Origin of the sequence: Paenibacillus zeirhizosphaerae (assembly GCF_030705605.1) — a bacterium.
Lineage (GTDB): Bacteria > Bacillota > Bacilli > Paenibacillales > Paenibacillaceae > Paenibacillus > Paenibacillus zeirhizosphaerae.
Map to the genome: position 1 here is coordinate 21,799 of NZ_JAPCKK010000014.1, position 25,853 is coordinate 47,651.

A 25,853-nucleotide genomic window follows, 5' to 3' on the forward strand; every position below is an offset into this window, starting at 1 on the left:
CATAGCTGTGTCACTCCTTTACGCCGGAGGCTTCGAGTTCAGCCCAAATATCACGAAAGAGCTCGTTGAATCCCTGCTGCTCTCTAGCATAAAAGGGCTGCGCCTGCCGGATCGGTTCGGGCACTGTAAACGAACTGCGGATTCGCCCGGGATTACGGTCAAGCACCAGAATGCGGTCGCTGACCGCAATCGCCTCAGCCAGATCATGTGTGACCAGGACAGACGTTTTTCCGTGGGTGTGCAGCGTATCCGCGATCAAATCCTCAAGCTGCAGCTTCGTCTGGTAATCCAGCGCGGAGAACGGCTCATCCAGCAGCAGCAGCTCGGGGTTCGTGGCCAAAGTCCGGACCAGAGCTACACGCTGCCGCATTCCTCCGGAAAGCTGGGAGGGATACAAATTCTCGGTACCCTTAAGCCCCATATCTTCCAGCAACTGAATCACCCGTGCTTTGGAATCCGCCTTTACGGTGCGGGCCAGTTCAAAGCCCAGCATCGTGTTTTCCAATATCGTACGCCAAGGAAACAAATAATCCTGTTGCAGCATATAGCCTACTCTGCGATCCGGTCCCGATACCGGCTTTCCCTGCAGCAGCACCTGTCCGGCAGCCGGCTGGAGCAGGCCTGCGATCATGGACAGAAGGGTTGTTTTGCCACAGCCGCTCGGACCAACAAGACTGATAAATTCGCCGGGCGCAACAGTAAAGCTTACATTGTCAACGGCAAGCGATGCCTCTTTATCCGTTACGTAGACATGCTTGATATTCTGCAATTCCACCAGAGGGATCAATACGATTCCTCCTTCCCTCCTAAGCCTATTCCTAATTCCGGTTAAAGAGAGCCTGCTGCCTTTTCCGCATACTGATTATTCACGATCTCCTTCAGCGGAACCTCACGTTGCAGCTCGCCCGCACTTTCCATGACGTTCAGCAGATTAGCCCATTCCTTACCGTCAATCACCGGATTTTCCGCATAAGTATCCTGCTCTTTGTAACGTTTGATGCTGCTGACAATAACATCCTTATCCGTGTCCTTAAAATAAGGAAGAATAGCTTCGGCTATTTCTTCAGGAGAATGCTCCTTTACCCACTGCTGGGCCTTCTGTACGGCATTTGTGAATTTTTGGGCTGTCTCATCGTTCTGCTGCAGATAGCTCTGTTTGGCCATATAAACCGTATATGGAAGCAGTCCGCTTTCCGTGCCAAAAGAAGCGACGACACGTCCCCTTCCCTCCTGCTCGAAGATAGACGCCTGCGGCTCGAACAACTGTACAAAATCCCCTGTGCCTGACGCAAATGCGGAAGTGATATTGGCAAAATCTATATTTTGGATCAACTGCAGGTCCTGGTGAGGGTTAATGTTATGCTTGCGCAGGGCGAATTCTCCGGCCATCTGCGGCATTCCGCCTTTGCGCTGTCCGAGAAATTCACTGCCCTTAAGCGATTCCCAATCGAATCCCCCTGTCGTATCCCTTGCGAACAAGAAGGTCCCATCCGTCTGTGTCAGTTGGGCAAAATTAATGACCGGATCCTGGCTCTCCTGCTGAACGACATAAATAGACGTTTCCGCACCAATCAGCGCGATATCCACCTGGTTGGACAGGAGGGCTGTCATGGATTTATCCCCGCCCGGAATGGTTGTCAGCTCCACATCCAGGCCTTCTTCCGCAAAAAAGCCCTGACTCAACGCTACATATTGGGGTGCATAAAAAACGGTGCGCGCCACCTCCGCCAGCCTGACCTTCGTCCCGCTTTGCTCCGGCGAGCATCCCCCCAGCAGCAGCAATCCGCACAGCGCCGCCGCCGCTGCGGCTTTCATCCAACCGGCTGCTTTCATACGCCTTTCCTCCATTCCACTGTGCAAGTCTAGTTATGTATATGCACATTTGGGTGGGGTGGTCAAAGCCGTCTTAAATAAAAATAAGTCGAGAACCAGAGCCAGTTCAGCTCCAGTCCTCGACCTTAGGGTCAAATTACAGCTTGTAGATTTCCGTATACTTGGCCTCCAGATAATCGGCCAGGTAGTCCGGGTTCAGCTCCTCGCCGGTGATGGACAGAATCAGCTCGGCCGGAGTGCGGCTTTTGCCATAATAATAAATTTTGTCTGTAAGCCATTCCTTGATCGGCAGCAGATTGCCCTGTTCAATGAACTGGTCGAAGTCCGGCATCTGCCTGCGCATCGTCGCCATAATCTGTGCGGCATACATATTGCCAAGTGAATAAGAGGCAAAGTAGCCGAAATCCCCCCCGGACCAATGCACATCCTGCAGGACACCAAGCGAATCACTCGGCGGCGTGATGCCCAAATATTCCTGATATTTGGTATTCCACACTTCCGGCAGCTTATTCACTTCAAGCCCTTCATTAAATAGCAGCTTTTCAATTTCGTATCTGACGATAATGTGCAGGTTATATGTAAGCTCATCGGCTTCGATACGAATCAACGAATTCTCTACCCGGTTCATGGCCAGGTAGAACTGCTCCACCGTGACATGGGCAAGCTTATCCGGAAAATGCTTCTGCAGCTCCTTATAATACCGCTGCCAGAAAGGCTTGCTGCGGCCGATCATGTTCTCCCACAGACGCGACTGCGATTCATGAATCCCCATCGAGGTGCCTTCCGCCAGCAATGTCCCGGCCAGCTCTTGGCTGATGTTCTGTTCATACAGCGCATGGCCGCCTTCGTGGAGGGAGCTGAAGATCGCGCTCAGTACATCGTCCTGCAGATAATGTGTCGTAATACGCACATCCCCCGGATTTAATCCGGTGGCAAACGGGTGCACGCTCTCGTCCAGGCGGCCTGCCTCAAAGTCATATCCCATTTGCTCCAGCAAATACAGCCCGAACTTCTCCTGCTGACCCACATCGTATATATCCTTCAAAAATGAAGCGTCCGGCTTGTTCGGCGAGGCCTGTATTTTCTCAAGCAGCGGCACCAGCCTTCTTTTGAGCTGATCGAATACCGCATCCAGCTTCTCAACTGTCATCTCCGGCTCATACATATCCAGCAGCGTATCGTAGCGGGTATCTTTAACCCCCCAGTAATCTATAAATTCCTGCTTCATCGCCACGATCTTGGTCAGATAAGGCTCGAAGCCCGCGAAATCATTGCTGCTCTTGGCCTTCTCCCAATAGCTTTCGGATTGGGCGGCCAGCACGGCGTATTCTTTGATTTTATTGGCAGGGATGGACTTGTTCAGCTCATATTCCCTGCGGCACTCCTCGACCAGCCTCCGGTCATTGTCCTCCAATTGTGCGGCTGCTTCGGGTACAGACAGAGCCTCCAGCAGCTCCTTCATCTCCTCCGACACCTGCAGCTTGAATATCTCCGTCGACAGCATGCCCACCGTTTCCGAGCGGATTTCAATTCCCTTGCGCGGCGCTCCTGTCCGCATGTCCCAATGGAGCAGCCCTATCGCCTCGCCATAACTTTTGATCTTACGCACCAGCTCCTTAAACTGCTTCAAACGGTCCGTTAACTGTATTTGCTCCATTACACTCACCTCGACTTAGGGTTGATTTCCGGTTTACCAGCTCTCCCGGTTTGTCCCATACACCTTGATGATAATAATTAATCGCCGTATAATCAAATGTTAAGGAGTACAGAACGTCTCTATTCACAGTTAAAATGGGCAAGCCCGAAGCCTGCGTACTGCTTAGAAAGTCAGTAGGCTCTAACTACAGTTAGTAAAGTGAGGAGATAAGAGATGAATCATATCCAGGCCATTTTAGAGCATAATAAGGAGTTTGTGGCGAACAAGGAGTATGAAGTCTACCGAACAGGCAAATTTCCGAACAAAAGAATGGTGATCATCACCTGCATGGATACGCGCCTCGTCGAGTTGCTGCCGCGCGCCATGAATCTGCGTAACGGAGATGTGAAGGTCATCAAAAATGCCGGCGCCATCATCTCGCAGCCCTTCGGAAGCGTCATGCGCAGTGTGCTCGTTGCCCTGTATGAATTGGAGGCGGATGAGGTACTGGTTGTCGGTCATCACGAGTGCGGCATGGCCGCTCTAAATTCCGATGTCATGGTCCAGCATATGCTTGAGCGGGGAATAGATCAGAAGGTGCTGGATACATTGGAGAATTCGGGAATCAAGCTAAAAAAATGGCTGCGCGGGTTTGACAACGTGGAAGAAGGGGTAAAAAGTACCGTGGAGATCATTAAGAATCATCCACTACTCCCCCCCCAAGTACCTGTACACGGCATGATTATTCACCCCGAAACCGGGGAGCTTGACCTGGTTGTGGACGGGTACGAAAATTAGGCATCTCTCTGCGATGGGCACGGATTTGGAATCCGTGCTTTTTTGTATTATTTGAGCCTTGCAACGGGAAAAGACGAGCTGTTCAGGTGCAAAGTTGTCATACCATACAGTTTCAGTGTACACTTTCATTATGACAGCAGCATCGTGCTGCAATGTCCAGCCGCTGAATCAAAATTGATTTTTCTGTAATAATGGATGAAGGAGATAATGCTTATGAATTTATTGTCCTATGGTCTGTTGGGTCTTTTGGCCCGGCATGAATCCTCGGGGTATGATCTGATGCTTCGTATCCAGCCATTCTGGCAGGCCAAGCACAGCCAGATCTATCCTCTGCTTGCACGTATGGAGAAGAACGGGCTTCTCTCCTCCCGCTGGATTCAGCAGTCAGATAAACCGGACAAGAAAATCTACATGATTACAGATAAGGGGATCCATGCTCTTCAACAATGGACCCATGAATCGGTGTCTCCGCCGGTTACCCGCGACGAAATGAGCCTGCGGCTTTTCTGCCTGTGGCTCGCGGATAAAGGAAGCGCCATCCGCATGTTTGAGGAAAGAAAGCGGCATTTTAACAGCCGTATTGCCCATCTGGAGGGAATCCTCGATGCGATCCCTGCGGAAAATTTAAGCTTTGGGAGCCAGGCCTTCAGTGATTATGTACTCGTGCAAAAAGGGCTTCTGAACGCTAAAGCAGGGCTGGACTGGTGCAATATGGTATTGAAGATGATGGCCGCGGGAGATGTGAAGGAGGAGCATAATCCTTTTATACTTAAAAATTAATTTTTTGAAACCCTACTCCGGATTCATCGTATATAGGGGTAGCGGCTGGAGAACATTTATTTTACAGGGAGGTTCCAATTTATCATGAAAGCATTTTCTTTCAAAAAGTTCACCATGGTCATGATGGCTTTAACATTGTTGTTCGCAGTAGTTGCGCCGTCAGATGCGGATGCGCGCCGCGGCGGGGGCTTCAGCTCCGGCAAGAGATCTTACCAAACAACGCCAAGCAAACCGAATGACAGCACCACCAATAACAACGTGAACCGCAGCGAGACCAGAACGAATAACAACACGGTTGCAGGCTCTACCAATAAAAGAAGCGGCGGATTTTTCGGCGGTGGCTTTATGCGCGGCATGATGATTGGCGGTCTGGCAGGCCTTCTGTTCGGCGGTCTGTTCGCGAATATGGGCATGCTGGGCAGCTTGCTCGGGCTCGCCATCAACCTGCTCGCCATTTACCTGCTTGTAGTGATCGGCTTTGCCATCTACCGCAGCTACAAAAATCGCCGCAAACAAGAAGATTCCCGTGGAGGACGTTATTAATCCATGGTTCTCAGTATGGATGAAATCATCAATGCCGTCTGTCTCCATATGGCTGCCCGCAAAGATGTAAAGCCGACCGAGGTAACAGTTGAGCTCTCCTGGGATGAACTCTCAGGTTATACAGCAGAGGTATGGATTCATGACAGAAGCCAGTATCTTGTTGAATCCAATATTATTGAGGCCATCCTTCGGTACCTGCATTCCGAATACGGAATTCGTGCTTACCGGGAAGACATCACCCTCGATTTGGATGAAGAAATTACCGCTCACGTACGCACATAACATCACTCAAATAAATAAGACCCTCATACCGCAGCAGCGGATGAGGGTCTTATTTATTTATTGGGTGATTTTGATCGCTGAATTGTCACTGAGCAATGCCAGATTATTTACAGCTATCGTTTCTCCCTTTTCGAGCCCACTCGTGATCAGTGCCTGGGAGCCCGACTCGCTTGCAACGGTTACTTCCTTCCGGGCAACATGGTCACCATTCACAACGAAGACATAGGATTTAGCATCCTCCTCCAGCAGGGCGCCTGAAGGTACGATCATTCCCTGCTGCGCATCGTTATTCACAAAGCTGATGTCCGCCAGCATGCCTGATTTCAACTGCATGTCCGGATTGGCCACCGATATTTTAACCGGGTAACCCTTCCCGCTGGAATCCAGCGGACTGACACTTTTAACTGTGCCTGTAGTAATCAGATCGGAGGCCGTCACACGAACCTGAACCTTGTCACCCGTTTTAACCTTATTAATCTGTTCCGCAGGGACATAGATCAGGGTATTTACCGTACTTAAATCTGCGATCACCATCGCGGGCGATGAAGCAGATACCATTTCCCCGATCTCCGTATTTTTGGTGCCTACAATACCGTCAATTGGGGAAGTAATCACCGAATCATCCAATGCGTCCTGAGCGATGGAGACATTCAACTGGGCCTGCTTGAAGGCTTCACGGTTCGCCTCAATGGTAGCCGTGTTGTGCGAAACCTCCAGTTGACGCTGGGCATTACTGTATCCGTCGCTGGCATTCTCATAGCTGCTGGTTGCCACTTTATAGGCCTGCTCTGCGGTGTCCAGCGCTTTTTGGGCTGCATCCAGTTGGTTCTCGGCATTTGCTTTTGCATTCACAGCGTTATCATATGCCGTTTGGGCGCTTACCACCGCCGTTTGAGCCTGTTCAAGCTGGGCTTGCGGCACTGCTGAGTCATTGAACAAGGCTTGTGTCCGGGTGAGCGCCTTTTGAGCATCAGCCAAAGCCTGGGCAGTTTGTTTCACAGTGTTGGCTGCGCTGGACAGGCCGTTCTTCGCCTGCTTCACTGCTGTTTTCGCCTGATTTAAGCCCCCTTGCGCCTGGTTAATGGCGCTTTGGGAAGAGATGACACCATTCTTCGAGCTTACTACACCTGATGCTGCAGACACGAGACTGGACTCGTGGGAAGCTTCCGCCGTACTGACGGCGGCTGCGGATGCGGATGCCGCTGCCTTGGCCTTCGCCAAGTTATTACGGAGGTCATTATCCTCCAGCTTAAACAGCACCTGCCCTTTTCTCACCTCGGAACCAACATCCACCGGAAGCTCAACGACCTTGCCGGCGAGCTTCGAAACGATATTTACCGTCTCCGATGGAGTAACCACTCCGGTATAAATTTCACCTTCACCTATAATGCCTTCTTGTGCTTGACTCACCTTCACAGGCACAACCATATCCTGAGCCGCGTTCCCGCTGCCCGAACAACCGGATAACATAGCCGTTCCGAGCAGAACCGCAGCTAACGTAGTTTCCAATTTTGTGATCTTCATTGTGTTCCCTTTCTTTCTCTCATTTTTAAATGCCGGACGCGATTATTCACTTGCAGTTGCTTCCTTCTCCCGCTTTTTCCGCTGAATAAACAGGAAAATCAGCGGGATGGAGCAGAACATCGGCACCGAAGATACCAGGAAGGTATCTCCGATACCTCTCGAATAAGCATCCAGCGATATTAAGCCAGAAACGCTAGACTGCCAAGAGCTGCCAAGCATAGCCTGAAATGACCTGGCCGCATCGGGTGTAATCGATTCGGCAATATGCTGGGAGTGCATGGCGGTCCGGCTCTGCATAATGGAAGTAAATACCGCGATCGCCATCGACGCCGCTACCGTCCGCACCAGGTTCGATGCGGTGGAGGCGTTGCCTACCTTGCTCGGCGGCACTGCATTCATGCCAACCGTGGATAAAGGCATCATGCAAATCCCGATGCCCAGCCCCCGCAGAGCCATCACAATTTCCAGCCACTGATGAGGTGTATCCGGTGTAAGCTGGTGCAGATGGTACGTCATAAAGCTGGTCAGTGTGAGGCCGACCAGACCCAGCGGTACGATCCCGAATTTATCGAACAGCTTGCCTGCGACCGGCATCATGACCGCCATCGCAAGCGCCTGCGGAATAAGCAAAATACCGGTGTCTATCGGTGACACGGACTGGATATTTTGCAAAAACAGCGGTGTCAGAAACATGCCGCCATACATGCCCATCATCACGAAACTGGAAGCAATAACGCTGAGCGTAAACCTGTAATTTTTAAACAAGGAAATTTCGATCACCGCATTCTCTTTACCGGCTTCAACGTAAATAAGGAACACCAGCGCCCAGAATGCGATGAAGAACAATCCCACAATTTTAAAAGAAGTCCAGCCGTCGGATGAACCGTTCGACAAAGCGTACAGCAGGGTGCCTGCACATGTTGCTGCCAATAAGAAACCGGGTATATCAAATTTTCGCGGTTCCCCTTTAGGCGGTTCCTTGATCAAAACAATGGCCATCAGAATGGCAAACAACGCAAACGGAAGACTGATGATAAACAGAAAACGCCAGTTGAACCATTCGATCAAATAACCGCTGAGCGTCGGTCCAATCGCCGGGGCCGCCATCGCGGAAATCCCCCAAATCCCAAGAGCCATGCCAACCTGCTCCCTGGGCATAATTTTATACACAATCGTCATGCTGAGCGGCATGATGACACCGCCCCCGAGACCGGCAATAATCCGCGCCGCGATGAGCGAGGTGTCGCTCCAGGCGAATATACATAACCCCGTACCCAGCGAAAAAACGCTAAGTGCTAAAATAAGGAACTTTTTGTAACCAATACGCTGCTCCATAAAACCTGTAATCGGCACGATCACCCCGGATGCAAGCGTATATCCCGTGAGCACCCATTGAATCTTCGCCGTGGTTGAACCAAGGTCACTTGTCAGACTCGGAATGGCGACGTTGATCAGACTGTTGTTCAGAATAGCGACAAAGGCACCCAGAATAATAGCGAAAAAGGCAAGCCAGCGTTCTCTGACCGAGCCTACAGAAGGAGCAGCGGCAGTATCAGTGGAAGACACATCGACTCCTCCTTTTTATGATGTATGAATTTTAACTTCGACGTTGGTCCCTGGAATCAGCTTCAGATCCTCAGGCGCATTCAGTACAATCTCGACCGGGATGCGCTGGGTCACTTTATTAAAGTTGCCGCTTGTGTTCGTGGCCGCAATCGCGGCGAATACCGAGTTGGAGGCCTGCCCTACCTTACGCACCTTGCCCTGGATCGTCCGCTTCTCTGCAGCGTCAAGTGTAATGTCCACCAACTGCCCAGGCTGAATACGGCTGATGTCGGTTTCTTCAATGTTGGTCGTCACATAAGCGCTGTTCATATCAGCCATGACCGCAACCGCCGAGCTTGGCGATCCGGTTTCATGCACCTTGGAATACACTTTGATTACCGTTCCGTCAATGGGTGCTCTCATGACAGACTTGCTGATGGACGCGGCTTCAAGACCTGCAACGTCCTGTTCGGCAACCGGCTCATTTTGCTTGAGCACATCGCCTTCCTCCACATCGATATGGGTAATCTCCCCGGTAATCTGTGGCATTACTTTATATTGATCTACCGTAATCCGGGCATCGTCACTGGTTATAAAATGACTTCCCTGATACCAATAATAATAGCCAAGCGCGCCACCGCTTAAGATCAAAACCACAATGAGAATCGGCAGTACAGTCTTCTTACTCACTTCTTCCACCCCTGTTACTTGAGAAATTATTATTCAACGCTAATATTTTAAAATTAAAATATACGCAGTCAAATCAAAATACATCATTAAGCATTTAGTGAATAAAGAAAAGCATGACTATGAAGTCATGCGCTTACGCGATACAAAAGTGATCAACTACTATTGTAACTAATTATATTTAAAAAGTTTCATATTGAGCTCACAAAAAATAATTATAGTTAAATTTAGCAAATTAGCAATAGTGTTTTTAAAAAAAACTTCCTGCTACTCTTGCTTTGACAACAAAAAAAGCCAAGAACGGTAGGGAAGCTCCCTCTGTCCTTGACCTTTACGGCACTACTGATTAAGAAATGTGAAGCCTGGTGCTTCTCCTCTCTGCTGCCGGAAGCAGATTGGCCCGGTGTCGTTCCATACAGTTCGGACACAGACACCTGTCAGTCCCGCTTTCTTCCATAGAGCCGCGCAGCAGTGTCACATAATCGATGGATCTGCCTAGAGAAGAAGGATTGTTTACATAAGACACCTTCCTCCCTTCCAGCAGGCAATAAAATTCAATCATTTCTGGAATATAACCAAAGGCATAATGACTGAATGCATTAATAAAATGCATATGTGCAGTGATTAAATGAGGATCGTAGGAAACCATGTATTTCTGAATGAGAAGTGAGTCCGAATACTGTCCCATCATCCAGGCGGCCTGTATGATCACCGATAGCTCCATATTCAGTTCCGCTGCCGGTATTTGAAATTGCTCGAACAATATAGCTGGCTCATGGAGCTGCTGATTTGCCGCGCCTATTTTGCAGATCCCACCGGTCACCTTGTTTTTAACATCCCAATAATGCGAACAGGATTCAAAGCCTGTGTGCTGCTTCGGCCACCACTTTTCAAGCATGTACTGTACCGGGATTTCACACCTGACATCATATGGAGTGCTGTAATATTCGTTTAAGGCATGACTGACCGCGTGCTGCACTCGTTCACGCCAATGTCTGCCCGGTTTTCTCCTGACGCCTCCCTGCGGCTGTTGAAGCTGACGGCTATTCCACATAGATTCAATTTGATAATCGTAAAGTACGGGCATGGAGCTGCCGCTTCCCTCTTCTCCCATGATCAATCCGGTCCTTTCCAGTCAAGTTACCGTTATGCCAGCTTGTAAAAACTTGCGCCCAAACTCCCGGCACCCTTCCTTCTCTGCATCCTGCGGATTGTACTCAATCTTGAGACTATCCTGCACCAATACTGCTCCTCGATCCTTCAGCTTCTGCTCCAGCAGGTCGACTGCTCCGCAAAATTGGGCATAGGACGTATCCCCGCTCCCGAAAACCGCTGTTTTGGTCCCCCCCAGCTCAAGCTCTTCCAGCTCTTCATAGAAATCGAGAAACTCATCGGGCAGCTCACCGTCTCCCCACGTATAGACGCCCAGCAAGTATCCGTCATATTCAAGCAGTTCCGACGCACTGCAATCATAAGCTTCTTTAAGAACCGCCGTATGCCCTGTCTGCCTGATTCCCTCTGCAATTAATTCGGCGATTTCTTCAGTATTGCCCGTCATCGACGCATACGCAATCAAAATCTTGGCCAAAATCAATCCCTCGCTTTACTGTCATCTTGTTACAATGAATATAAGTGATAATGATTCTCATTGTCAAATTATTTATTTCCTATTCACCATTTAAACACGATTATAATCGAAAAAGGCAGCCGCATCATATATGCAGCCGCCCTTAGCATAGCCAAATCTTTCGAGATTCATTTTTTCAAACGGTAATATAGCTCGTTCCACTCCAGCTCCTGCCGGAAGCGGCGGATATTAGTCTGCTCATCGATAACCACACATTCAATGCCGGTAAGCTCGGCAAAATCAACCAATTGCTCAGTCGATACCACGTACGAAAATACCGTATGATGCGCGCCGCCCGCATAAATCCAGGCTTCCGCGGACACCTCAAGTGAAGGCTGCGGCTTCCAGAGCACACTGGCTACCGGCAGTCTAGGCATCTCTTTCTCGGTGCTTACCGCCTTGATTTCATTGACGATCAAACGGAAGCGTCCCCCCAAATCAATCAGTGAGGCTACGACAGCATCTCCGCTCTTGCCATTAAAGATCAAACGTGCAGGATCCGCCTTGCCGCCGATTCCAAGCGGATGTACTTCGATGCGCGGTTTATTCTCCGCAATAGTCGGGCAGATCTCCAGCATATGTGAGCCGAGGATCATTTCGTTGCCTGGCTCCAAGTGGTAGGTATAGTCTTCCATAAAGGAAGTGCCCACATTATTGGCCATCAGCTTCATCAGACGGGTTAATGCAGCAGTCTTCCAGTCTCCTTCCCCGCCGAAGCCGTAGCCCTGGGCCATCAACCGCTGAACTGCAAGCCCAGGAAGCTGCTTCATGCCGTGCAGGTCTTCGAATGTCGTTGTAAACGCACCAAAATTGCCGCCCGCCAGGAACTGCTTGAGTCCCAGCTCGATACGGGCCTGTTCCAGAATAGAATCGCGGACGTGTCCGGCCTGCAGCGCATCCGGCGCAAGATCGTACAGCTCCTCATATTCTTCGAACAAGGCGTTAACGTCGCCCTCTCTTACAGATCCGATAATCTCTACCAGATCCCCGATACCGTATCCGTTAATGGACCACCCCAGCTTGGACTGTGCGGTCACTTTATCGCCCTCAGTCACGGCTACTTCACGCATGTTGTCCCCGAAACGGGCAATCTTCAGGTTATGGCTCTCAATGTAACCCGCTGCTGTTGACATCCACGAAGCAATTCTCTCCTGCACGTGACTTTCATCCCAGTAGCCTACGATAACCTTGCGGGAAATGCCGAGCCGTGCGCCGATAAATCCATATTCCCGGTCACCGTGGGCGGCTTGGTTCAGGTTCATAAAATCCATATCAATGCTGTCCCATGGAATGTCACGGTTAAATTGGGTATGCAGATGAAGCAGTGGCTTATCCAGTCGGTTCAGGCCCGCAATCCACATTTTAGCCGGAGAAAAGGTGTGCATCCATGTAATCAGCCCTGCGCACATGTCGCTGCTGTTCGCCTCAATGATGAGGCTGCGGATCGCATCCGGAGTTGTCAATACAGGTTTAAATACGACTTCAAATGGAAGCTTTCCACTCCGGTTCAGCCCTTCGACGATGTGCTTGGAATGCTCTTCCACTTGATCAAGTGTTTCAGGTCCGTATAAGTGCTGGCTTCCTGTAATAAACCAAAATTGAAACGGTTTCAAAATAGTCATCTGCAATTTCCTCCTACTTGATAAAGGATAGAGTAGAACCAGACATGTACGTACATAAATAGAAATTAATACTATTTTTATACTCAAACCATCAATTTGTACGTACAACATATACCTTTTATTCTAAATGGAAAACGCTTTAATTACAAGAGGGAAAGAAAAATAAGATTTCTTGAAACGAAGCTCTGGGGAATGAGGATACATCATCCGCATTTGTTGCAAATGAAGCGGTGAGATATGCTTTCCCGTTTGCTGGCGGCAAAAGCATCAATTGGTGTACAATAGTGTCCATACGACTTTTTGAAGGATGGATTATAACATGTATGTAGCAGACAAGTGGAAAGATTATGAAGTTATCGATACCGGCGGCGGTGAAAAGCTCGAACGCTGGGGAGATATTATTTTACGGCGTCCCGATCCGCAAATCATTTGGCCTTTGGCCAAGGAAACGCAGGAATGGAGCAGCACTCACGGCCATTATCACCGCAGTTCATCAGGCGGGGGCAACTGGGAGATGAAGAAACCTGTCCCCGAGCGCTGGACGCTCAATTATGAGAACCTCAAATTTCACATTCGCCCGACCAGCTTCAAGCATACCGGCCTATTCCCTGAGCAGGCAGCGAACTGGAGCTGGATGATGGACAAAATCGCCTCGGCAGGCAGACCGATCTCGGTGCTGAATCTGTTCGCCTATACCGGAGGGGCTACAGTAGCAGCGGCATATGCCGGTGCCAGCGTCGTTCATGTCGATGCGGCAAAAGGCATGGTACAGTGGGCCAAGGAAAATATACAGCTCTCCGGGCTCGCCGACAAACCGGTGCGTTTTATTACGGATGATGTGTTCAAATTCGTTCAGCGGGAGCAGCGGCGCGGTAACCGTTACGATGCCATTATTATGGACCCCCCTTCCTACGGGCGCGGGCCGAGCGGTGAAACCTGGAAGCTGGAGCAAAGCCTCTATCCTTTCCTGGAATCCTGCATGAGCATTATATCGGACAACCCTTTATTTATGCTTATCAATTCCTATACCACTGGGATATCCCCTACCGTCTTGAGGAACATGCTCAGCATGACGATGCAGCCCAAATATGGCGGCAACATCACTGCAGGTGAAATCGGACTGCCGATCACCCGCTCCGGGCTGATTCTGCCCTGCGGCATTCTCGGACGCTGGGAGGCGTAATCCCCATGTCATTTGTTCCAAATGAGGAATCCGGGATTAAGGTGTTATATGAGGACAATCATGTGCTGGCGGTCGAAAAGCCTGTCAATGTCCCTACTCAGGAGGATGCAAGCGGAGATCCCGATCTTCTTACCCTGCTGAAGCAGGATTTGAAAATTCGGCATCAAAAGCCGGGTAACGTATTTTTGGGGCTCGTCCACAGACTCGACCGACCGGTTGGCGGAGCGATGATTTTTGCCAAAACGTCCAAAGCCGCCTCTAGGCTATCCGAGGCCGTCCGCAGCCGCAGCTTCCGCAAGCTGTACGCTGCGGTGGTGCACGGCTCGCCTGGCGCGCCGGCCGGCCGGCTTGAGCATCATTTGCTCAAGGACTCGCGCACCAATACAGTAAGTGCGGTCAAATCGGGCACGGCTGGGGCCAAGCAGGCTCTGCTGGATTACAGAGTCGTAGGCGAAAAGGACGGCTTGAGTCTAATCCTCGTCGAGCTACACACCGGCCGCCCCCATCAGATTCGCGTGCAATTGCAAAGCATCGGCTGCCCGCTCTACGGGGATCAGAAATACGGTGCCGAAGTGAACCGTCCGGGTCAGCAGCTTGCCCTTTGGTCGCTGCTGGCCGGTGCTCCCCACCCAGTAAGCAAGGAGTCCCTTTTGTTCAGATCGGTCCCGCCGCATCAGTTTCCATGGAGTGCGTGGCCGGAAGAGATTTACGAAAAGGCTCTGCCCGACGAGCTAGTTTAATCAGCGGTAACTAGGGATTGTGTGTTTGACTGGTTTATGATCTTTCCCAACACATAGGCAGATGGGCTTCTTAACGCCCCTATAAGAAAGGGACTCAGATTTGTTTTCTGAGTCCCTTTCTTTTCCGGCACTGTTGACATCATTTACGAAGAAACAGCCGCTCGTCTCTTTTTCTCCACCCCTTCACGCTGCTTTTGCGGGTTGGTATTTTGAATAAAGAAGGACAGGATCAGGGCTGCAATACTCATGCCTGTGGCAATCATAAACGCATAGTTGATGCCGTAGGTCATTGCATGGCTGGTAATGCTCGCCAGACCGGCGCTGTCGGTCAAGGAGACTCCTTGCGACACGGCCAGCTCCTGTGTGCGGCTCTATGCCAAAATACTTGAAACAGGGTCTGGTTAACCTGTCTAAACGATTGAACGATACGGTGAAGTTCAAAATAGCAAAAATAAAAGACAGTTTTTCTGAAAACCAGAAATGAACTGTCTGACTCTATCGATTATAGTTGTCCGGCTGCTGTTATTTTTCCCAATAGAAAAACGAGCAGATTCTGGTTATGAAGCGAGATTCGGCCAAGCGCGACGGATAGAAAAGCATTGCGGATCTGAGTGCCCCGGTCTGCTTCCTCCAGACCACGTTCCGTGATCAGAATCCATACGATTCTGCGATCTTCCTGATCTCTCAAGCGGGTTACAAACCCATTTTTCTCCATTCTGTCCAGCAGCATTGTGACTGCTGCCGGTGTCGTGGCAAGATACGGAATGAGTTGGGAAGGCTTCATCCTGCCGTTCTCCTGAAGCACTTCAAGAACCGTCAACTGAGACTCGGTTAACGAAGGAGCCAGGTGCTGTTCCATATAAACTTTATAATCTTTGGTCAGCTTAAACCACAGCTTGGCAAATTCAGACGTTTGCATATTTTCATCTCCTTTATGCGGTCATCTGTAAAAACGCTCGCAGGAACAAATGATTCATGTTGTTAAATTTCGCCATGACTCCTTGTATTTCCTGCCCTTCTGCCCTTCAGATCACAAATCAGGAAATAAGTCATGGATACACCCAAGGGGTATACTGCAATTCGACAGTGGTCCTTCAAAACCTTTTCATCCTGACAGACAAGGCCCGACAATAAGCGGAAAAAGCAGAATCGGAAGCCCTATAAGACTCGGCGCTCCTTAATGTGGCACGTGCTGAGACGCTCCAAGAACGAAGCATTCCTACAATCGCTGTTGACCCTTCGGGCCAAAGGCGAGCGCTCCGCTTTTCCGGAATTGCTTCGTTCTTTCCGCTGCTTCGTGCGCGTGCCTACTTAAAAGGAATCGCCAAGCTTATGCGATTCCTAAATGAACAAAAAAGGTCGAGAACAGGTGAAACCCCGTTCTCGACCTTTGTGAAGTAAAAAGCTTTTATTCTTCTCATCTCTGAATCAACAAACAAATCATCTTCGAACCGGCAAGCAACAAAACATCCCTTGAACAAGCGAAGCGTTCAAGGGATACACCCCTGCCAAGTGCCCGGAATTGTTCCGAAGAAGCGGAGCGTTCGCCTTTGTCCCCGGATTTCTTCCTCTCAATCACAATTCAGGAAATCCGGGGACAACAGCGATCGGAGGAACAATCCGGGTACGCCCAACTCCGGGTACGCCCACTATTCAACCTCTGACGAGGCCTGTGGCTCTGGACGAAGCAGCACAACCGCTACAGCATCCTTCTTCTCCAAGGGAACGAGTAGTTTTCCTGTGTCCTTACGATCCATCAGCGGTGCTTTCTCGGAAAGGAAGGATACAAATTGTCCTTCGGCGGTGACGGCGCTAAGCTGCACGGCCTCTGTTGTGTAGAAGGCGGCAATCAGTCTGGAGCCATTCGGGCGTACCCGCTTTCCTTCCTTGAATTCGAAGGTCGTAATACCTTTACCGCCCCGGCCTTGAAGCGGATAATCAAGCAACAGCGATCTCTTTCCATAACCCAGATCAGTGATTGCAAGAATTTCCCCTTCATCTTCCTGAACCCTTAACGCAGCAATCACTTCATCATTCTCCACGAGCTGGATGCCCCGCACACCCGCAGAGACACGCCCCATCGGATTCACCTCGGTTTCACGGAATCTGATGCTCATTCCTGAACGGGTGACCAGCAGCAAATCACGTGAATTGTCGCTCATCATGACCGACAACACTTCATCGTCTGCAGTCACTTTGACTGCGGCAACCGCACTGGAACGCTTGGTGGCGTATTCCTTTAACTCCGTGCGTTTAACCTGACCTTTACGGGTAAAGAAGACAAGACTCTTGCCTTCCTCTTCTATGTTCTTCACCGGAATGATGCTGACAATACGGTCTTCCTTCAGTAAAGGAATGACATTAACAATCGCCGTCCCCGGTTCCTTCCACTTATATTCAGGAATCTGGTGCACAGGCAGCAGGAAGTATTGCCCTCTCTGTGTAAAGACGAGCAGCGCGTCCAGAGTGTTTACGTCCAGCAGCTCTGTAACGTAGTCGCCCTCCTTGACCCCTGAGCCATAACGCTCGCCCCCGGAACGGGTAAAGGACAATAGGCTGGTCCGTTTTACATAACCCTGCTTCGATAGCGTTACCAACACATCCTCCGAGCTGACCATCACTTCAAGGTTGACCTTGATTTCCTCCACTTCCTCCTGGATCGAGGAACGGCGCTCAATGCCGAAACGCTCACGGATATCAAGCAGCTCCTTACGGATGACGCCAATCAGCTTGCGGTCGCTTTCCAGAATGGAACGGAGCTGGGCAACCTTCTTTTGGATTTCAGCAAGCTCCTTCTCCAGCGAAGTAATCTCCAGATTGGTCAAGCGGTAAAGCTGCAAGGTCAGGATGGAATCGGCCTGGCGCTCGCTGAAGCCGAACATCCACTGCAAATTATTTTGTGCATCCTGACGATTCTTGGAAGCCTTAATCGCAGCGATCACTTCATCGAGAATATTCAGCGCTTTAACCAGACCCTCGAGTACATGGGCACGGTCTTCTGCCTTTTCCAGCTCAAATTGAATACGGTGGGTGACGACTTCCCGCTGATGCGCTATGTAAGCCTCAAGAATCGCTTTAAGCCCCAGTTGATGTGGCGCTTTGTTCACGATGGCCACCATATTAAAATTATAAGCCACCTGAAGATCCGTTTTCTTCAAAAAATAAGCCAGGATGCCTTCAGCATCGGCGTCCTTCTTCAGCTCAATCACAATACGGAGTCCGTCCCGGCCGCTCTCATCACGCACCTCGGCAATACCTTCAACCTTTTTCTCCAGACGGATATTTTCCATTGCCGTGACAAGGCGGGATTTGACCACCTGATAAGGAATTTCTGTAATGACAATTTGCTGTTTGCCGCCCCGCAGTGATTCGATTTCCGTTTTCGAACGAATATAGATACGGCCTTTACCGGTTCTGTACGCTTCAAGAATGCCGTCCCCGCCCATGATCAAGCCGCCAGTAGGAAAATCGGGGCCTTTAATAAAGGTCATGATTTCTTCCAGCTCTATGGAAGGTTTCTCCATAACTGCGATACAGGCATCGATCACCTCACGCAGATTATGCGTAGGTATCTCTGTAGCGAATCCTGAAGAAATCCCGCTGACACCGTTCACCAGCAGGTTCGGATACCGCGAAGGTAAAACCACAGGCTCCTTGGCCGTATTGTCAAAATTGTCCTTAAACAGGACCGTCCGTTTCTCGATATCCCGCAGCATTTCCATCGCAATCGGAGAAAGTCGGGCCTCCGTATAACGCATAGCCGCAGGGGGATCATCGTCCTGTGAGCCCCAGTTGCCATGTCCGTCGACGAGAACATGCCCCATTTTCCACGGTTGGGCCATTCGGACCATGCCCTCATAAATGGACGAGTCGCCGTGAGGATGATAATTACCCATCACATCGCCGACCGTTTTGGCCGATTTCCGGTATGGTTTGTCCGGCGTATTCCCCGAATCGTACATAGCGTACAATATACGACGCTGTACAGGCTTTAAGCCATCACGCACATCAGGGATCGCACGGTCCTGAATAATATACTTGGAATATCGGCCAAAGCGGTCGCCGACAACCTCTTCCAGAAAAGCTGGCAGAAACTGTTCTGATAAGCTCATGTAAGCACCTCTTCTTAAAAATAACCGTTAATCATCTAAGCAAAAAACGCCGCCCGAATCATGAAAGGCGGCGGGGCAGGCGAAAGAGCACCTCCTGCCTCTTTGCATCAATGGCGTTTACTCCTCAAACTCGGTGAAATCCACATTTTCGACAATCCATCGTTTGCGCGGATCTACCTTGTCTCCCATTAACGTCGACACCCGGCGCTCAACCTTGGCTGCATCCTCGATCTGCACCTGCAAAAGGATACGCGACTCCGGATTCATCGTCGTTTCCCATAACTGATCCGGGTTCATCTCGCCAAGCCCTTTATACCGCTGGAGCTCGAAGTTCTTACCGAATTCCTTCAGGTAATTCTGAAGCTGTTCATCGGTCCAGGCATATCTTATCGTCTCCAGCTTGCCTGCTTTGCGCGTAATTTTGTAAAGAGGAGGTTGCGCAATATATACCTTCCCAGCGTCGATCAGCGGTTTCATATAGCGATAGAAGAACGTGAGCAGCAGCACCTGAATATGCGCACCGTCCGTATCGGCATCCGTCATGATAATAATCTTCGAATAATTGCTGTCTTCGACAGAGAATTCCGTGCCAATTCCGGCTCCAATAGCGGAAGTAATCGCCCTATACTCCTCATTCTTCAGGATGTCGGCCAGCTTTGCCTTCTCCGGATTCATCGGCTTACCCTTCAAGGGCAGAATCGCTTGAATCTTGGAATCCCGCCCCTGTTTGGCCGAGCCTCCTGCCGAATCTCCTTCGACAATAAACAGCTCATTGCGGGTGAAATCCTTGGACTGCGCAGGGGACAGCTTGCCGTTCAAGTTGGAGCTCTCACTTCGCTTTTTGCCTGAGCGCATTTCATCCCTTGCTTTTCGGGCTGCTTCACGCGCCTTGGAAGCCTGAATCGATTTCTTGATCAGCGTCTGAGCTACCTGTGGATTCTCCTCTAGAAAACGCTGCATGTTCTCGGCTACAATGGCATCCACAGTGCTGCGCGCCGAAGCGCTTCCCAATTGATCCTTAGTCTGTCCGACGAACTCTACCTCTGACATCTTAACGCTGATGACAGCCATCATGCCTTCGCGCAGATCATTGCCTTCGAGATTTTTGTCCTTCTCCTTCAGCATAGCCGTACGGCGCGCATAATCGTTCATCACCCGTGTATAGGCTGTCTTGAAGCCGGTCTCATGTGTTCCGCCGCCTCTGGTCGGAATCGAGTTCACAAAGGAAACGAGCGTCTCCGTATAACCCGCGTTATACTGGATGGCTACCTCGACCTCGATATCTTCCTTCTCGCCGGTGAAATGAATCACATCATGAAGGACGTCCTTGCCCTCGTTCAGAAACACAACAAACTGACTGGCACCGCCCTCATAATAAAATTCATCACTTCTGTCGCTGCGCTCATCCTTCAGTACCACACGAAGACCGGAGTTCAGGAAAGCAATCTCCTGCAGACGTTCGGCAAGCGTATCGTAACTCAGACTAATTCCGTTCTTAAACACGCGAGTATCGGGCTTGAACGTAATTTTGCTGCCGGTCTTATTCGTGTTCCCAAGCACCTTAAGTCCGGTGACCGGTTCACCGACATGCTCAATCCCTTGCTCATCCTGCCAATATTCAAAGCGCTGGCGATGAATTTTGCCCTCACGGTAAATTTCTACCTCCAGCCATTCGGAAAGCGCGTTGGTTACAGACGCTCCTACCCCGTGCAGACCTCCCGATTTCTTATATCCAGAACCGCCGAATTTACCACCGGCGTGCAAAATCGTAAACACAACTTGAGGAGTCGGTATGCCCGTTTTATGCATTCCCGTAGGAATGCCCCGGCCGTTGTCCAAAACAGTAACCGATCCGTCCTTATGCAACGTAATTTCGATCCGGGAACAAAATTTGGCCAAGTGCTCGTCGACAGCATTGTCTACGATTTCCCATACCAAATGATGCAGCCCCGAAGAACTGGTGCTCCCGATGTACATGCCCGGCCGTTTCCGTACCGCCACAAGCCCTTCGAGAACTTGAATGTCGTCCGCCCCGTATTCCGAAGCCTGACGGTCGTCTCCGTCAGCCTCTTTGGCGGACAAGTCGATGTGGTCGACCATTCATGCTCCCCCTTTTGTCTAATCATGACCGTGTTTTGCTCCAAAATGCAAACAGATGTTTTCTTTTACTTTGTCCATTTTAATTCAATATATCCCGTTTCGTAAAGACAGCGAATGAAACGATTAACGACACGGCTCCCCAAACAGCCAATACCGTCAAGGAAAACGGCAATGTCATTCCTTCAATCGGCGCAGGAGTTCCAGACAGATAATCAGTCAATCCGAGATTCACCATAAACAGATACTTGGCGCTTTCCCAGGAAGCAGCCATGTTGGTCAGAATCGTACCCGAGATCAGAGCGGCCATCATCACCACAATGCTTGCCGCCGTGCTGCGGAGCAGAACAGAAACCATAAACGCCAACATAGCAATAATCATGCTGACAAACCAAATAAGCCCGCACTGCATCAGCATGTATTTCCATTGGGGAATGGCCTGAACAGCAGACATATCCACATTTGAGCCCGTGGTCTGGAAGCCGGTGAATACCGGTACCCCGAAACCGCTGTAGCCGAATAAAAGCCCTGAAACGAGATAACTAATAACGAACGTGGAAACCACAATGAGCGAAACGAACATAAAAAGCGCCAGCAGCTTGCTTAGCAGTACCTTCCACCTGCGGACAGGCCTTGTCAGCAGCATTTTGATCGTGCCTGTCGTTCGCTCACCAGATACCAGGTCCGATGCGATCGCCATAATGAGCAGAGGAATGAACAGATTTACGGAATTGTCCATAAATTCACGGGTAAAGGTAACTCCCCCGGGCTCGTTGGGATTGATGTCATGCTCTAAATAATACTGCATTTGCTGTACAAATACACTTCTGTATCTTTTCCACTCTTCAGGAACCCGGTCACTGCCAAGCGAATTCTGATTGTCCGTAATCGCCTGCTGCAGCTCCAGACGCCAATCGCCGCCAAATTTCTCACGATTCCTCTCTGCAACCTTAAGCTGCGCATAAGTAAATATCGGTACAAGCACGAGCAAAATGAGCAAAATCACGTAAAATCGTTTTCTTTTGATAATTTTGATCGTCTCGTTCTTCACTAAAGGCAGTATGTTATTCAAGCACTTCACCCTCTGTCATCTTCAGGAATAGCTGCTCCAGAGTCGGATTAATTGGGCTTACACGATGCACTGCAATACCTGACCCTACGAGAAGGGCAACCAGTTCAGATATATGCCCTTCATCCAGTTCGGTGAATATCGCTCCTTCACCCGCTGCCGCAATGATGCTGTCGTCCACCTGCTCATCAGGCTGTTCAAGCACCTTCACAAGCGGCGACCCTTGCAGAAGCGCAAGACCCTCCTCACGCGGATGCAATTGCCAGACGGCGAGACGTGAATGATCCGCAACCAGCTCCTTTACACCGCCTACCGCAAGCACGGTGCCCCGGCTTATAATCGCCACCCGGTCACACAGCAACTGGATTTCGCTCAGCAGATGGCTGGATACGAATACGGCCATGCCCTGCTCGGCCAGCACCCTGATGAAAGCACGCATCTCCTTGATGCCTTTAGGATCGAGTCCGTTGGTGGGTTCGTCAAGGATTAACAGTCTCGGCTTGCCCAATAGGGCCTGCGCGATGCCGAGCCGCTGCCGCATGCCCAAGGAATAGGTGCTGACCTTATCGTGAATTCTCCGGTCCAACTGCACCAACCGTACCACCTCCTGAATCCGTGAAGCGTCAATTCCCGGCTGCATGCGTGCAAAGTGATCGAGATTTTCCCAACCGGTCAGGTAGCCGTACATTTCCGGATTTTCGACAATCGAGCCGACAAAAGCAAGCGCCCGCTCCGGGTCGCGGTTCACATTGTATCCGCAGACGCTAATGGTCCCTTCGCTCGGCTTGATCAGATCGACCAGCATACGGATGGTGGTTGTCTTGCCTGCCCCGTTCGGGCCGAGGAAACCAAAAATCTCCCCCGCGTATACATCAAATGATACATCCTGAATGATCCAGCGGCGCCCTATTTTCTTCTTGACATGCTGTACGGATAACACGGTTTCCCTGTCGTGTGTGTCCATTATTTATCCGCCTCCCCGCCGGGTGATGCTGTCCCAAAGCCTTGAACGATCCGTTCGGCAATGGCCTCATACCCTGCACCGTTTGGATGAAAGTGATCGGACGAGAGGTAGACTTCCAGGTTTTGCTCAAACAGATCAAATGTCGGAATAACGCTCATATTATCGGTTTTGTTCGTGATTTTCAACGCCGCCTGATTCCATTCACTGACCACGGTATTGCCAGGAATCTTCATCTCCGGGAGATCGCTGAACGGATTGTATAGGCCGAGAACCAATATCCGGGCAGCCGGATTGATGGTGTGAAGCCTGTCCAGAATCTTCTGCAAGCGTAAGGAGGCGGCCGGAAGAGCAGCCGTTAGTTCCTCCACCGTCGGGGGCTCCGAACCGCCTAGCACAGCCTGTCCGCCCGCAAATAGATCATTCCCTCCAATAGATAGCATAATTACGTTGGCTTCTCTAAGTACATATTGCACTCCAGGCTCATCAAGCTTAGTCAAAAGGGCTTCTGTTGTCAGCCCGTTAATCCCCAGATTATTAATCAGTTTTGCATCCATGCCGCCCTTCTTATCCAACAGATCGACAAATCTCCGCACGAACCCGCTTCCTGAGTCATCTCCTGTGCCTCTGGCCAACGAATCCCCGATGGCCACAGCGTTGACCTCGTTCTCACTCCGGTTCGGTCCGGCTGCAGGGGCGGAGGACTGCCCGCTCTCTGGCAGCTCAGCAAGCGAAGTGGCTGGCGAAGATGAAGTCATACCGGCTACCGCAGATATAAAACCGTATAAAAGCAGCAAAGTAGCTGCAATGGATATGGTACTTGTGATCCTCCAGATCCAGCTTGTTGAATTCACGTTGTATACCTCCCGAATGCCCTAATCTACATAAACATAAAGCTTCTGATTCCGATTTGCAAATTCCTGGCTTTGCCCCGTCACAGGAAAGCATATCGCTTTATGTTCACACGCAAAGAAACAGACTGGGAATCAGGATTCCCAATCTGTTTCTTCGCATTTCTTATTATTTTCCGACAAACTCCTGTGACCAGTAACCATTGTAGTAGCCTGCACCGATCAGCGTGTAATTAGGATTCATAATATTTTCACGATGACCTGGGCTGTTCATCCAGTCTTTCATAACTTCTTCAGGTGTCTGCTGCCCCATAGCAATATTCTCGCCTGCATAAGAATAAGAAATACCGAATTTCTTCATCATATCAAACGGTGACCCATAGGTCGGAGAGGTATGAGAGAAGTAGTTGTTTTTGTTCATATCCTTCGCTTTTTCAAGTGCCATTTTGGAAAGATTCGTATGATTGGTCACCGGCTTCAAACCGGCTTTACTGCGTTCCTTATTTACCAATGCGATTACTTGCGCTGTAAACTGCGACTTATCTGCGGCTAGCTTGGGTGCCGTAGTTCCTGTATTCGCATTCGATGCCGGCTGTGGCGAAGCTTCCGGCTTGGAAGTGGTTTGGTCGTTGTTATTGTTAAGCAATTGCTGAATATAGGAAGACCAGTCCGTCGCGGGAGCTGCCGATGCGGGCATGACCAATACCGCGGACAACGCTGCCGCCAATGTGCCTGTTGTCAAAATCTTTTTCCACGTATGTTTCAAATCCTCATCTCCAGTCTCGAAGTTTACAAAATAATTACAAACTTGTCATCATTACTGTGCTAGTATATCATGATTCGACATAGGTTTCTAACGTAATATCTGGAAATGATCTGTAAGTCACAGCAAAAAGACCGCGGTAGGACCGCGGCCATGTGCACTGCTATTTGATTGATTACTTTTTGGTGGAATATTTTCTCATATCGATGGCAATCGCAGCCACGATGATGAGACCTTTGATAATCAGCTGCCAGTAAGGGCTGACACCGATAAATGTCAAACCGTAGTTGATGATGGTGAAAATGAACACCCCTACGAGTACGCCCGGTACGGTTCCGATACCGCCGGAGGTGGATACGCCGCCCACCACACATGCTGCAATAGCGTCAAGCTCATACATATTACCGTAGTTATTTGTCGCGCCGCCTGTACGAGCAGCCTCAAGCACCCCTGCCAAACCGTACAATGCGCCGGCAATGGCATAGATCCAGATCAGGTTTTTGGAAACATTGATACCGGATACCTTCGCAGCCTGAATGTTGCCGCCGATGGCATACATGTTTTTACCAAGCTTCGTTTTGTTAAAGACGACCCATACGATGACAGAAACGACAAGAGCAATGATAACGATGTAAGGGATGGAATACTGTCCGCTACCGATAAACCCGGAGCCGATAGCTGTAAAGTCAGGACGCAGGCCGCCGATCGGTTGAGAAACGTTAGGTTCCATGTCGAAATACAGGGAATTCAGACCGTAAACGGCAACCATGGTGCCCAATGTAGCGATAAATGGCGGCACGTTCAGCTTGGCTACAACCCAGCCGTTGATCATACCGCACACGAGGCCGATAATAACAGCCAACGCAATCGGAATAATAACGTTCAGTTCCGGCATATCCGGGAAAAAACGGCGCGGATAGTCAGACACCTGAAGCATCGATGCCGAGATGACGGCGGATAGTCCGACAATCCGTCCGGCGGACAGGTCCGTTCCGGCTGTAATCAGGATAAATGCCATACCAAGTGCAATAATGATACGGGTTGACGACTGAATGAGCACGTCACGCAGCGTATTTACCGCCAGAAAGTTTGGATCATAAACGGCAATGCCTACGATGAGTACAAATAATACGATATAGATTGCATTTTGGGATACGAATCCCTTCATTTTTACAGTATTCATAATGAATGTTTCCCCCT

General features: G+C 50.1%; 24 protein-coding genes. 6 read left to right on the top strand and 18 right to left on the bottom strand.

From position 1 onward, the window contains the following. Positions 1-10: 10 nt before the first annotated feature. From OIN60_RS07140 to OIN60_RS07150, 3 genes are all read right to left on the bottom strand, one after another. The gene (locus tag OIN60_RS07140) at positions 11-787 is read right to left on the bottom strand and encodes an ABC transporter ATP-binding protein (protein ID WP_305754174.1); all 777 of its coding nucleotides are present in this window, start codon (positions 785-787) and stop codon (positions 11-13) included. Between the two features lie 41 nt (positions 788-828). Beyond that, positions 829-1,833, bottom strand: coding sequence for an ABC transporter substrate-binding protein (locus tag OIN60_RS07145; protein WP_305754175.1), 1,005 nt, complete (start codon positions 1,831-1,833; stop codon positions 829-831). A 136-nt stretch (positions 1,834-1,969) separates the two neighbouring features. Further along, entirely contained in the window at positions 1,970-3,490 is a 1,521-nt protein-coding gene (locus tag OIN60_RS07150) for a carboxypeptidase M32 (RefSeq protein ID WP_305754176.1), read from the bottom strand. Positions 3,491-3,703: 213 nt separating this feature from the next. Between OIN60_RS07150 and OIN60_RS07155 the strand changes: the two genes are divergently transcribed. The 4 genes from OIN60_RS07155 (at position 3,704) to OIN60_RS07170 (ending at position 5,872) form a co-directional block, all read left to right on the top strand. Continuing rightward, on the top strand, positions 3,704-4,267 hold the full coding sequence (locus tag OIN60_RS07155; RefSeq protein WP_305754177.1) for a beta-class carbonic anhydrase: 564 nt from the start codon (positions 3,704-3,706) through the stop codon (positions 4,265-4,267). Between the two features lie 213 nt (positions 4,268-4,480). Beyond that, entirely contained in the window at positions 4,481-5,047 is a 567-nt protein-coding gene (locus OIN60_RS07160; RefSeq protein ID WP_305754178.1) for a PadR family transcriptional regulator, read from the top strand. An 81-nt stretch (positions 5,048-5,128) separates the two neighbouring features. Then, a complete protein-coding gene (locus OIN60_RS07165; RefSeq protein WP_370872448.1) occupies positions 5,129-5,590 on the top strand; it encodes a hypothetical protein in 462 nt (153 codons plus the stop codon). Positions 5,591-5,593: 3 nt separating this feature from the next. After that, on the top strand, positions 5,594-5,872 hold the full coding sequence (locus OIN60_RS07170) for a YxcD family protein (protein ID WP_305754180.1): 279 nt from the start codon (positions 5,594-5,596) through the stop codon (positions 5,870-5,872). A gap of 57 nt (positions 5,873-5,929) precedes the next feature. On the opposite strand, the gene OIN60_RS07175 is transcribed toward OIN60_RS07170, so the two are convergent. From OIN60_RS07175 to araA, 6 genes are all read right to left on the bottom strand, one after another. Continuing rightward, complete coding sequence (locus tag OIN60_RS07175; protein WP_305754181.1) at positions 5,930-7,396, bottom strand: efflux RND transporter periplasmic adaptor subunit; 1,467 nt, start codon at positions 7,394-7,396, stop codon at positions 5,930-5,932. A gap of 42 nt (positions 7,397-7,438) precedes the next feature. Then, entirely contained in the window at positions 7,439-8,962 is a 1,524-nt protein-coding gene (locus OIN60_RS07180) for a DHA2 family efflux MFS transporter permease subunit (protein ID WP_305754182.1), read from the bottom strand. A gap of 15 nt (positions 8,963-8,977) precedes the next feature. Further along, on the bottom strand, positions 8,978-9,631 hold the full coding sequence (locus OIN60_RS07185; RefSeq protein ID WP_305754183.1) for an HlyD family secretion protein: 654 nt from the start codon (positions 9,629-9,631) through the stop codon (positions 8,978-8,980). A 343-nt stretch (positions 9,632-9,974) separates the two neighbouring features. Next, complete coding sequence (locus tag OIN60_RS07190) at positions 9,975-10,742, bottom strand: hypothetical protein (protein ID WP_305754184.1); 768 nt, start codon at positions 10,740-10,742, stop codon at positions 9,975-9,977. A gap of 21 nt (positions 10,743-10,763) precedes the next feature. Beyond that, the gene (locus tag OIN60_RS07195; protein WP_305754185.1) at positions 10,764-11,216 is read right to left on the bottom strand and encodes a flavodoxin; all 453 of its coding nucleotides are present in this window, start codon (positions 11,214-11,216) and stop codon (positions 10,764-10,766) included. Positions 11,217-11,383: 167 nt separating this feature from the next. Then, a complete protein-coding gene (gene araA / locus OIN60_RS07200) occupies positions 11,384-12,877 on the bottom strand; it encodes an L-arabinose isomerase (protein WP_305754186.1) in 1,494 nt (497 codons plus the stop codon). 319 nt (positions 12,878-13,196) lie between these two features. Between araA and OIN60_RS07205 the strand changes: the two genes are divergently transcribed. Together OIN60_RS07205 and OIN60_RS07210 are read left to right on the top strand one after the other, a co-directional pair. Then, positions 13,197-14,060 carry a class I SAM-dependent methyltransferase gene (locus tag OIN60_RS07205; protein WP_305754187.1) on the top strand — a complete coding sequence of 288 codons (864 nt, stop codon included), beginning with the start codon at positions 13,197-13,199 and terminating at the stop codon, positions 14,058-14,060. Between the two features lie 5 nt (positions 14,061-14,065). Further along, positions 14,066-14,800: an RluA family pseudouridine synthase gene (locus tag OIN60_RS07210; RefSeq protein WP_305754188.1), complete on the top strand. Its 735-nt coding sequence runs from the start codon at positions 14,066-14,068 to the stop codon at positions 14,798-14,800. 143 nt (positions 14,801-14,943) lie between these two features. Here OIN60_RS07210 and OIN60_RS07215 read toward each other — a convergent pair whose 3' ends face one another. The 9 genes from OIN60_RS07215 to mglC all read right to left on the bottom strand — a co-directional run bounded on the left by OIN60_RS07215 (position 14,944) and on the right by mglC (position 25,836). Beyond that, positions 14,944-15,150 carry a hypothetical protein gene (locus tag OIN60_RS07215; protein ID WP_305754189.1) on the bottom strand — a complete coding sequence of 69 codons (207 nt, stop codon included), beginning with the start codon at positions 15,148-15,150 and terminating at the stop codon, positions 14,944-14,946. Positions 15,151-15,302: 152 nt separating this feature from the next. Beyond that, complete coding sequence (locus OIN60_RS07220; RefSeq protein WP_305754190.1) at positions 15,303-15,719, bottom strand: MarR family winged helix-turn-helix transcriptional regulator; 417 nt, start codon at positions 15,717-15,719, stop codon at positions 15,303-15,305. 730 nt (positions 15,720-16,449) lie between these two features. Further along, entirely contained in the window at positions 16,450-18,912 is a 2,463-nt protein-coding gene (gene gyrA, locus OIN60_RS07225) for a DNA gyrase subunit A (protein WP_305754191.1), read from the bottom strand. A 117-nt stretch (positions 18,913-19,029) separates the two neighbouring features. Then, on the bottom strand, positions 19,030-21,012 hold the full coding sequence (gene parE, locus OIN60_RS07230) for a DNA topoisomerase IV subunit B (RefSeq protein WP_305754192.1): 1,983 nt from the start codon (positions 21,010-21,012) through the stop codon (positions 19,030-19,032). 79 nt (positions 21,013-21,091) lie between these two features. Further along, positions 21,092-22,081 (bottom strand): ABC transporter permease, encoded by a 990-nt coding sequence (locus tag OIN60_RS07235; RefSeq protein WP_305754193.1) that lies wholly within the window; start codon positions 22,079-22,081, stop codon positions 21,092-21,094. Next, a complete protein-coding gene (locus OIN60_RS07240) occupies positions 22,074-23,042 on the bottom strand; it encodes an ABC transporter ATP-binding protein (protein ID WP_305754194.1) in 969 nt (322 codons plus the stop codon). Before OIN60_RS07240 ends, OIN60_RS07235 begins: the two co-directional genes overlap by 8 nt. Next, the gene (locus tag OIN60_RS07245) at positions 23,042-23,893 is read right to left on the bottom strand and encodes a GDSL-type esterase/lipase family protein (RefSeq protein WP_305754195.1); all 852 of its coding nucleotides are present in this window, start codon (positions 23,891-23,893) and stop codon (positions 23,042-23,044) included. Before OIN60_RS07245 ends, OIN60_RS07240 begins: the two co-directional genes overlap by 1 nt. Positions 23,894-24,059: 166 nt before the next feature. Continuing rightward, positions 24,060-24,656, bottom strand: a complete 597-nt coding sequence (locus OIN60_RS07250; RefSeq protein WP_305754196.1) for a CAP domain-containing protein — start codon at positions 24,654-24,656, stop codon at positions 24,060-24,062. A 172-nt stretch (positions 24,657-24,828) separates the two neighbouring features. Further along, positions 24,829-25,836, bottom strand: a complete 1,008-nt coding sequence (gene mglC / locus OIN60_RS07255; protein ID WP_305754197.1) for a galactose/methyl galactoside ABC transporter permease MglC — start codon at positions 25,834-25,836, stop codon at positions 24,829-24,831. Between the last annotated feature and the right edge of the window lie 17 nt (positions 25,837-25,853).

Coding starts and splice junctions, on each gene's coding strand:
- OIN60_RS07145 (WP_305754175.1), bottom strand. CDS start 1,833: ATGAAAGCAGCCGGTTGGATGAAAGCCGCAGCGGCGGCGGCGCTGTGC.
- OIN60_RS07150 (WP_305754176.1), bottom strand. CDS start 3,490: ATGGAGCAAATACAGTTAACGGACCGTTTGAAGCAGTTTAAGGAGCTG.
- OIN60_RS07155 (WP_305754177.1), top strand. CDS start 3,704: ATGAATCATATCCAGGCCATTTTAGAGCATAATAAGGAGTTTGTGGCG.
- OIN60_RS07160 (WP_305754178.1), top strand. CDS start 4,481: ATGAATTTATTGTCCTATGGTCTGTTGGGTCTTTTGGCCCGGCATGAA.
- OIN60_RS07170 (WP_305754180.1), top strand. CDS start 5,594: ATGGTTCTCAGTATGGATGAAATCATCAATGCCGTCTGTCTCCATATG.
- OIN60_RS07175 (WP_305754181.1), bottom strand. CDS start 7,396: ATGAAGATCACAAAATTGGAAACTACGTTAGCTGCGGTTCTGCTCGGA.
- OIN60_RS07190 (WP_305754184.1), bottom strand. CDS start 10,742: ATGGGAGAAGAGGGAAGCGGCAGCTCCATGCCCGTACTTTACGATTAT.
- araA (WP_305754186.1), bottom strand. CDS start 12,877: ATGACTATTTTGAAACCGTTTCAATTTTGGTTTATTACAGGAAGCCAG.
- OIN60_RS07205 (WP_305754187.1), top strand. CDS start 13,197: ATGTATGTAGCAGACAAGTGGAAAGATTATGAAGTTATCGATACCGGC.
- OIN60_RS07210 (WP_305754188.1), top strand. CDS start 14,066: ATGTCATTTGTTCCAAATGAGGAATCCGGGATTAAGGTGTTATATGAG.
- OIN60_RS07220 (WP_305754190.1), bottom strand. CDS start 15,719: ATGCAAACGTCTGAATTTGCCAAGCTGTGGTTTAAGCTGACCAAAGAT.
- gyrA (WP_305754191.1), bottom strand. CDS start 18,912: ATGAGCTTATCAGAACAGTTTCTGCCAGCTTTTCTGGAAGAGGTTGTC.
- parE (WP_305754192.1), bottom strand. CDS start 21,012: ATGGTCGACCACATCGACTTGTCCGCCAAAGAGGCTGACGGAGACGAC.
- OIN60_RS07240 (WP_305754194.1), bottom strand. CDS start 23,042: ATGGACACACACGACAGGGAAACCGTGTTATCCGTACAGCATGTCAAG.
- mglC (WP_305754197.1), bottom strand. CDS start 25,836: ATGAATACTGTAAAAATGAAGGGATTCGTATCCCAAAATGCAATCTAT.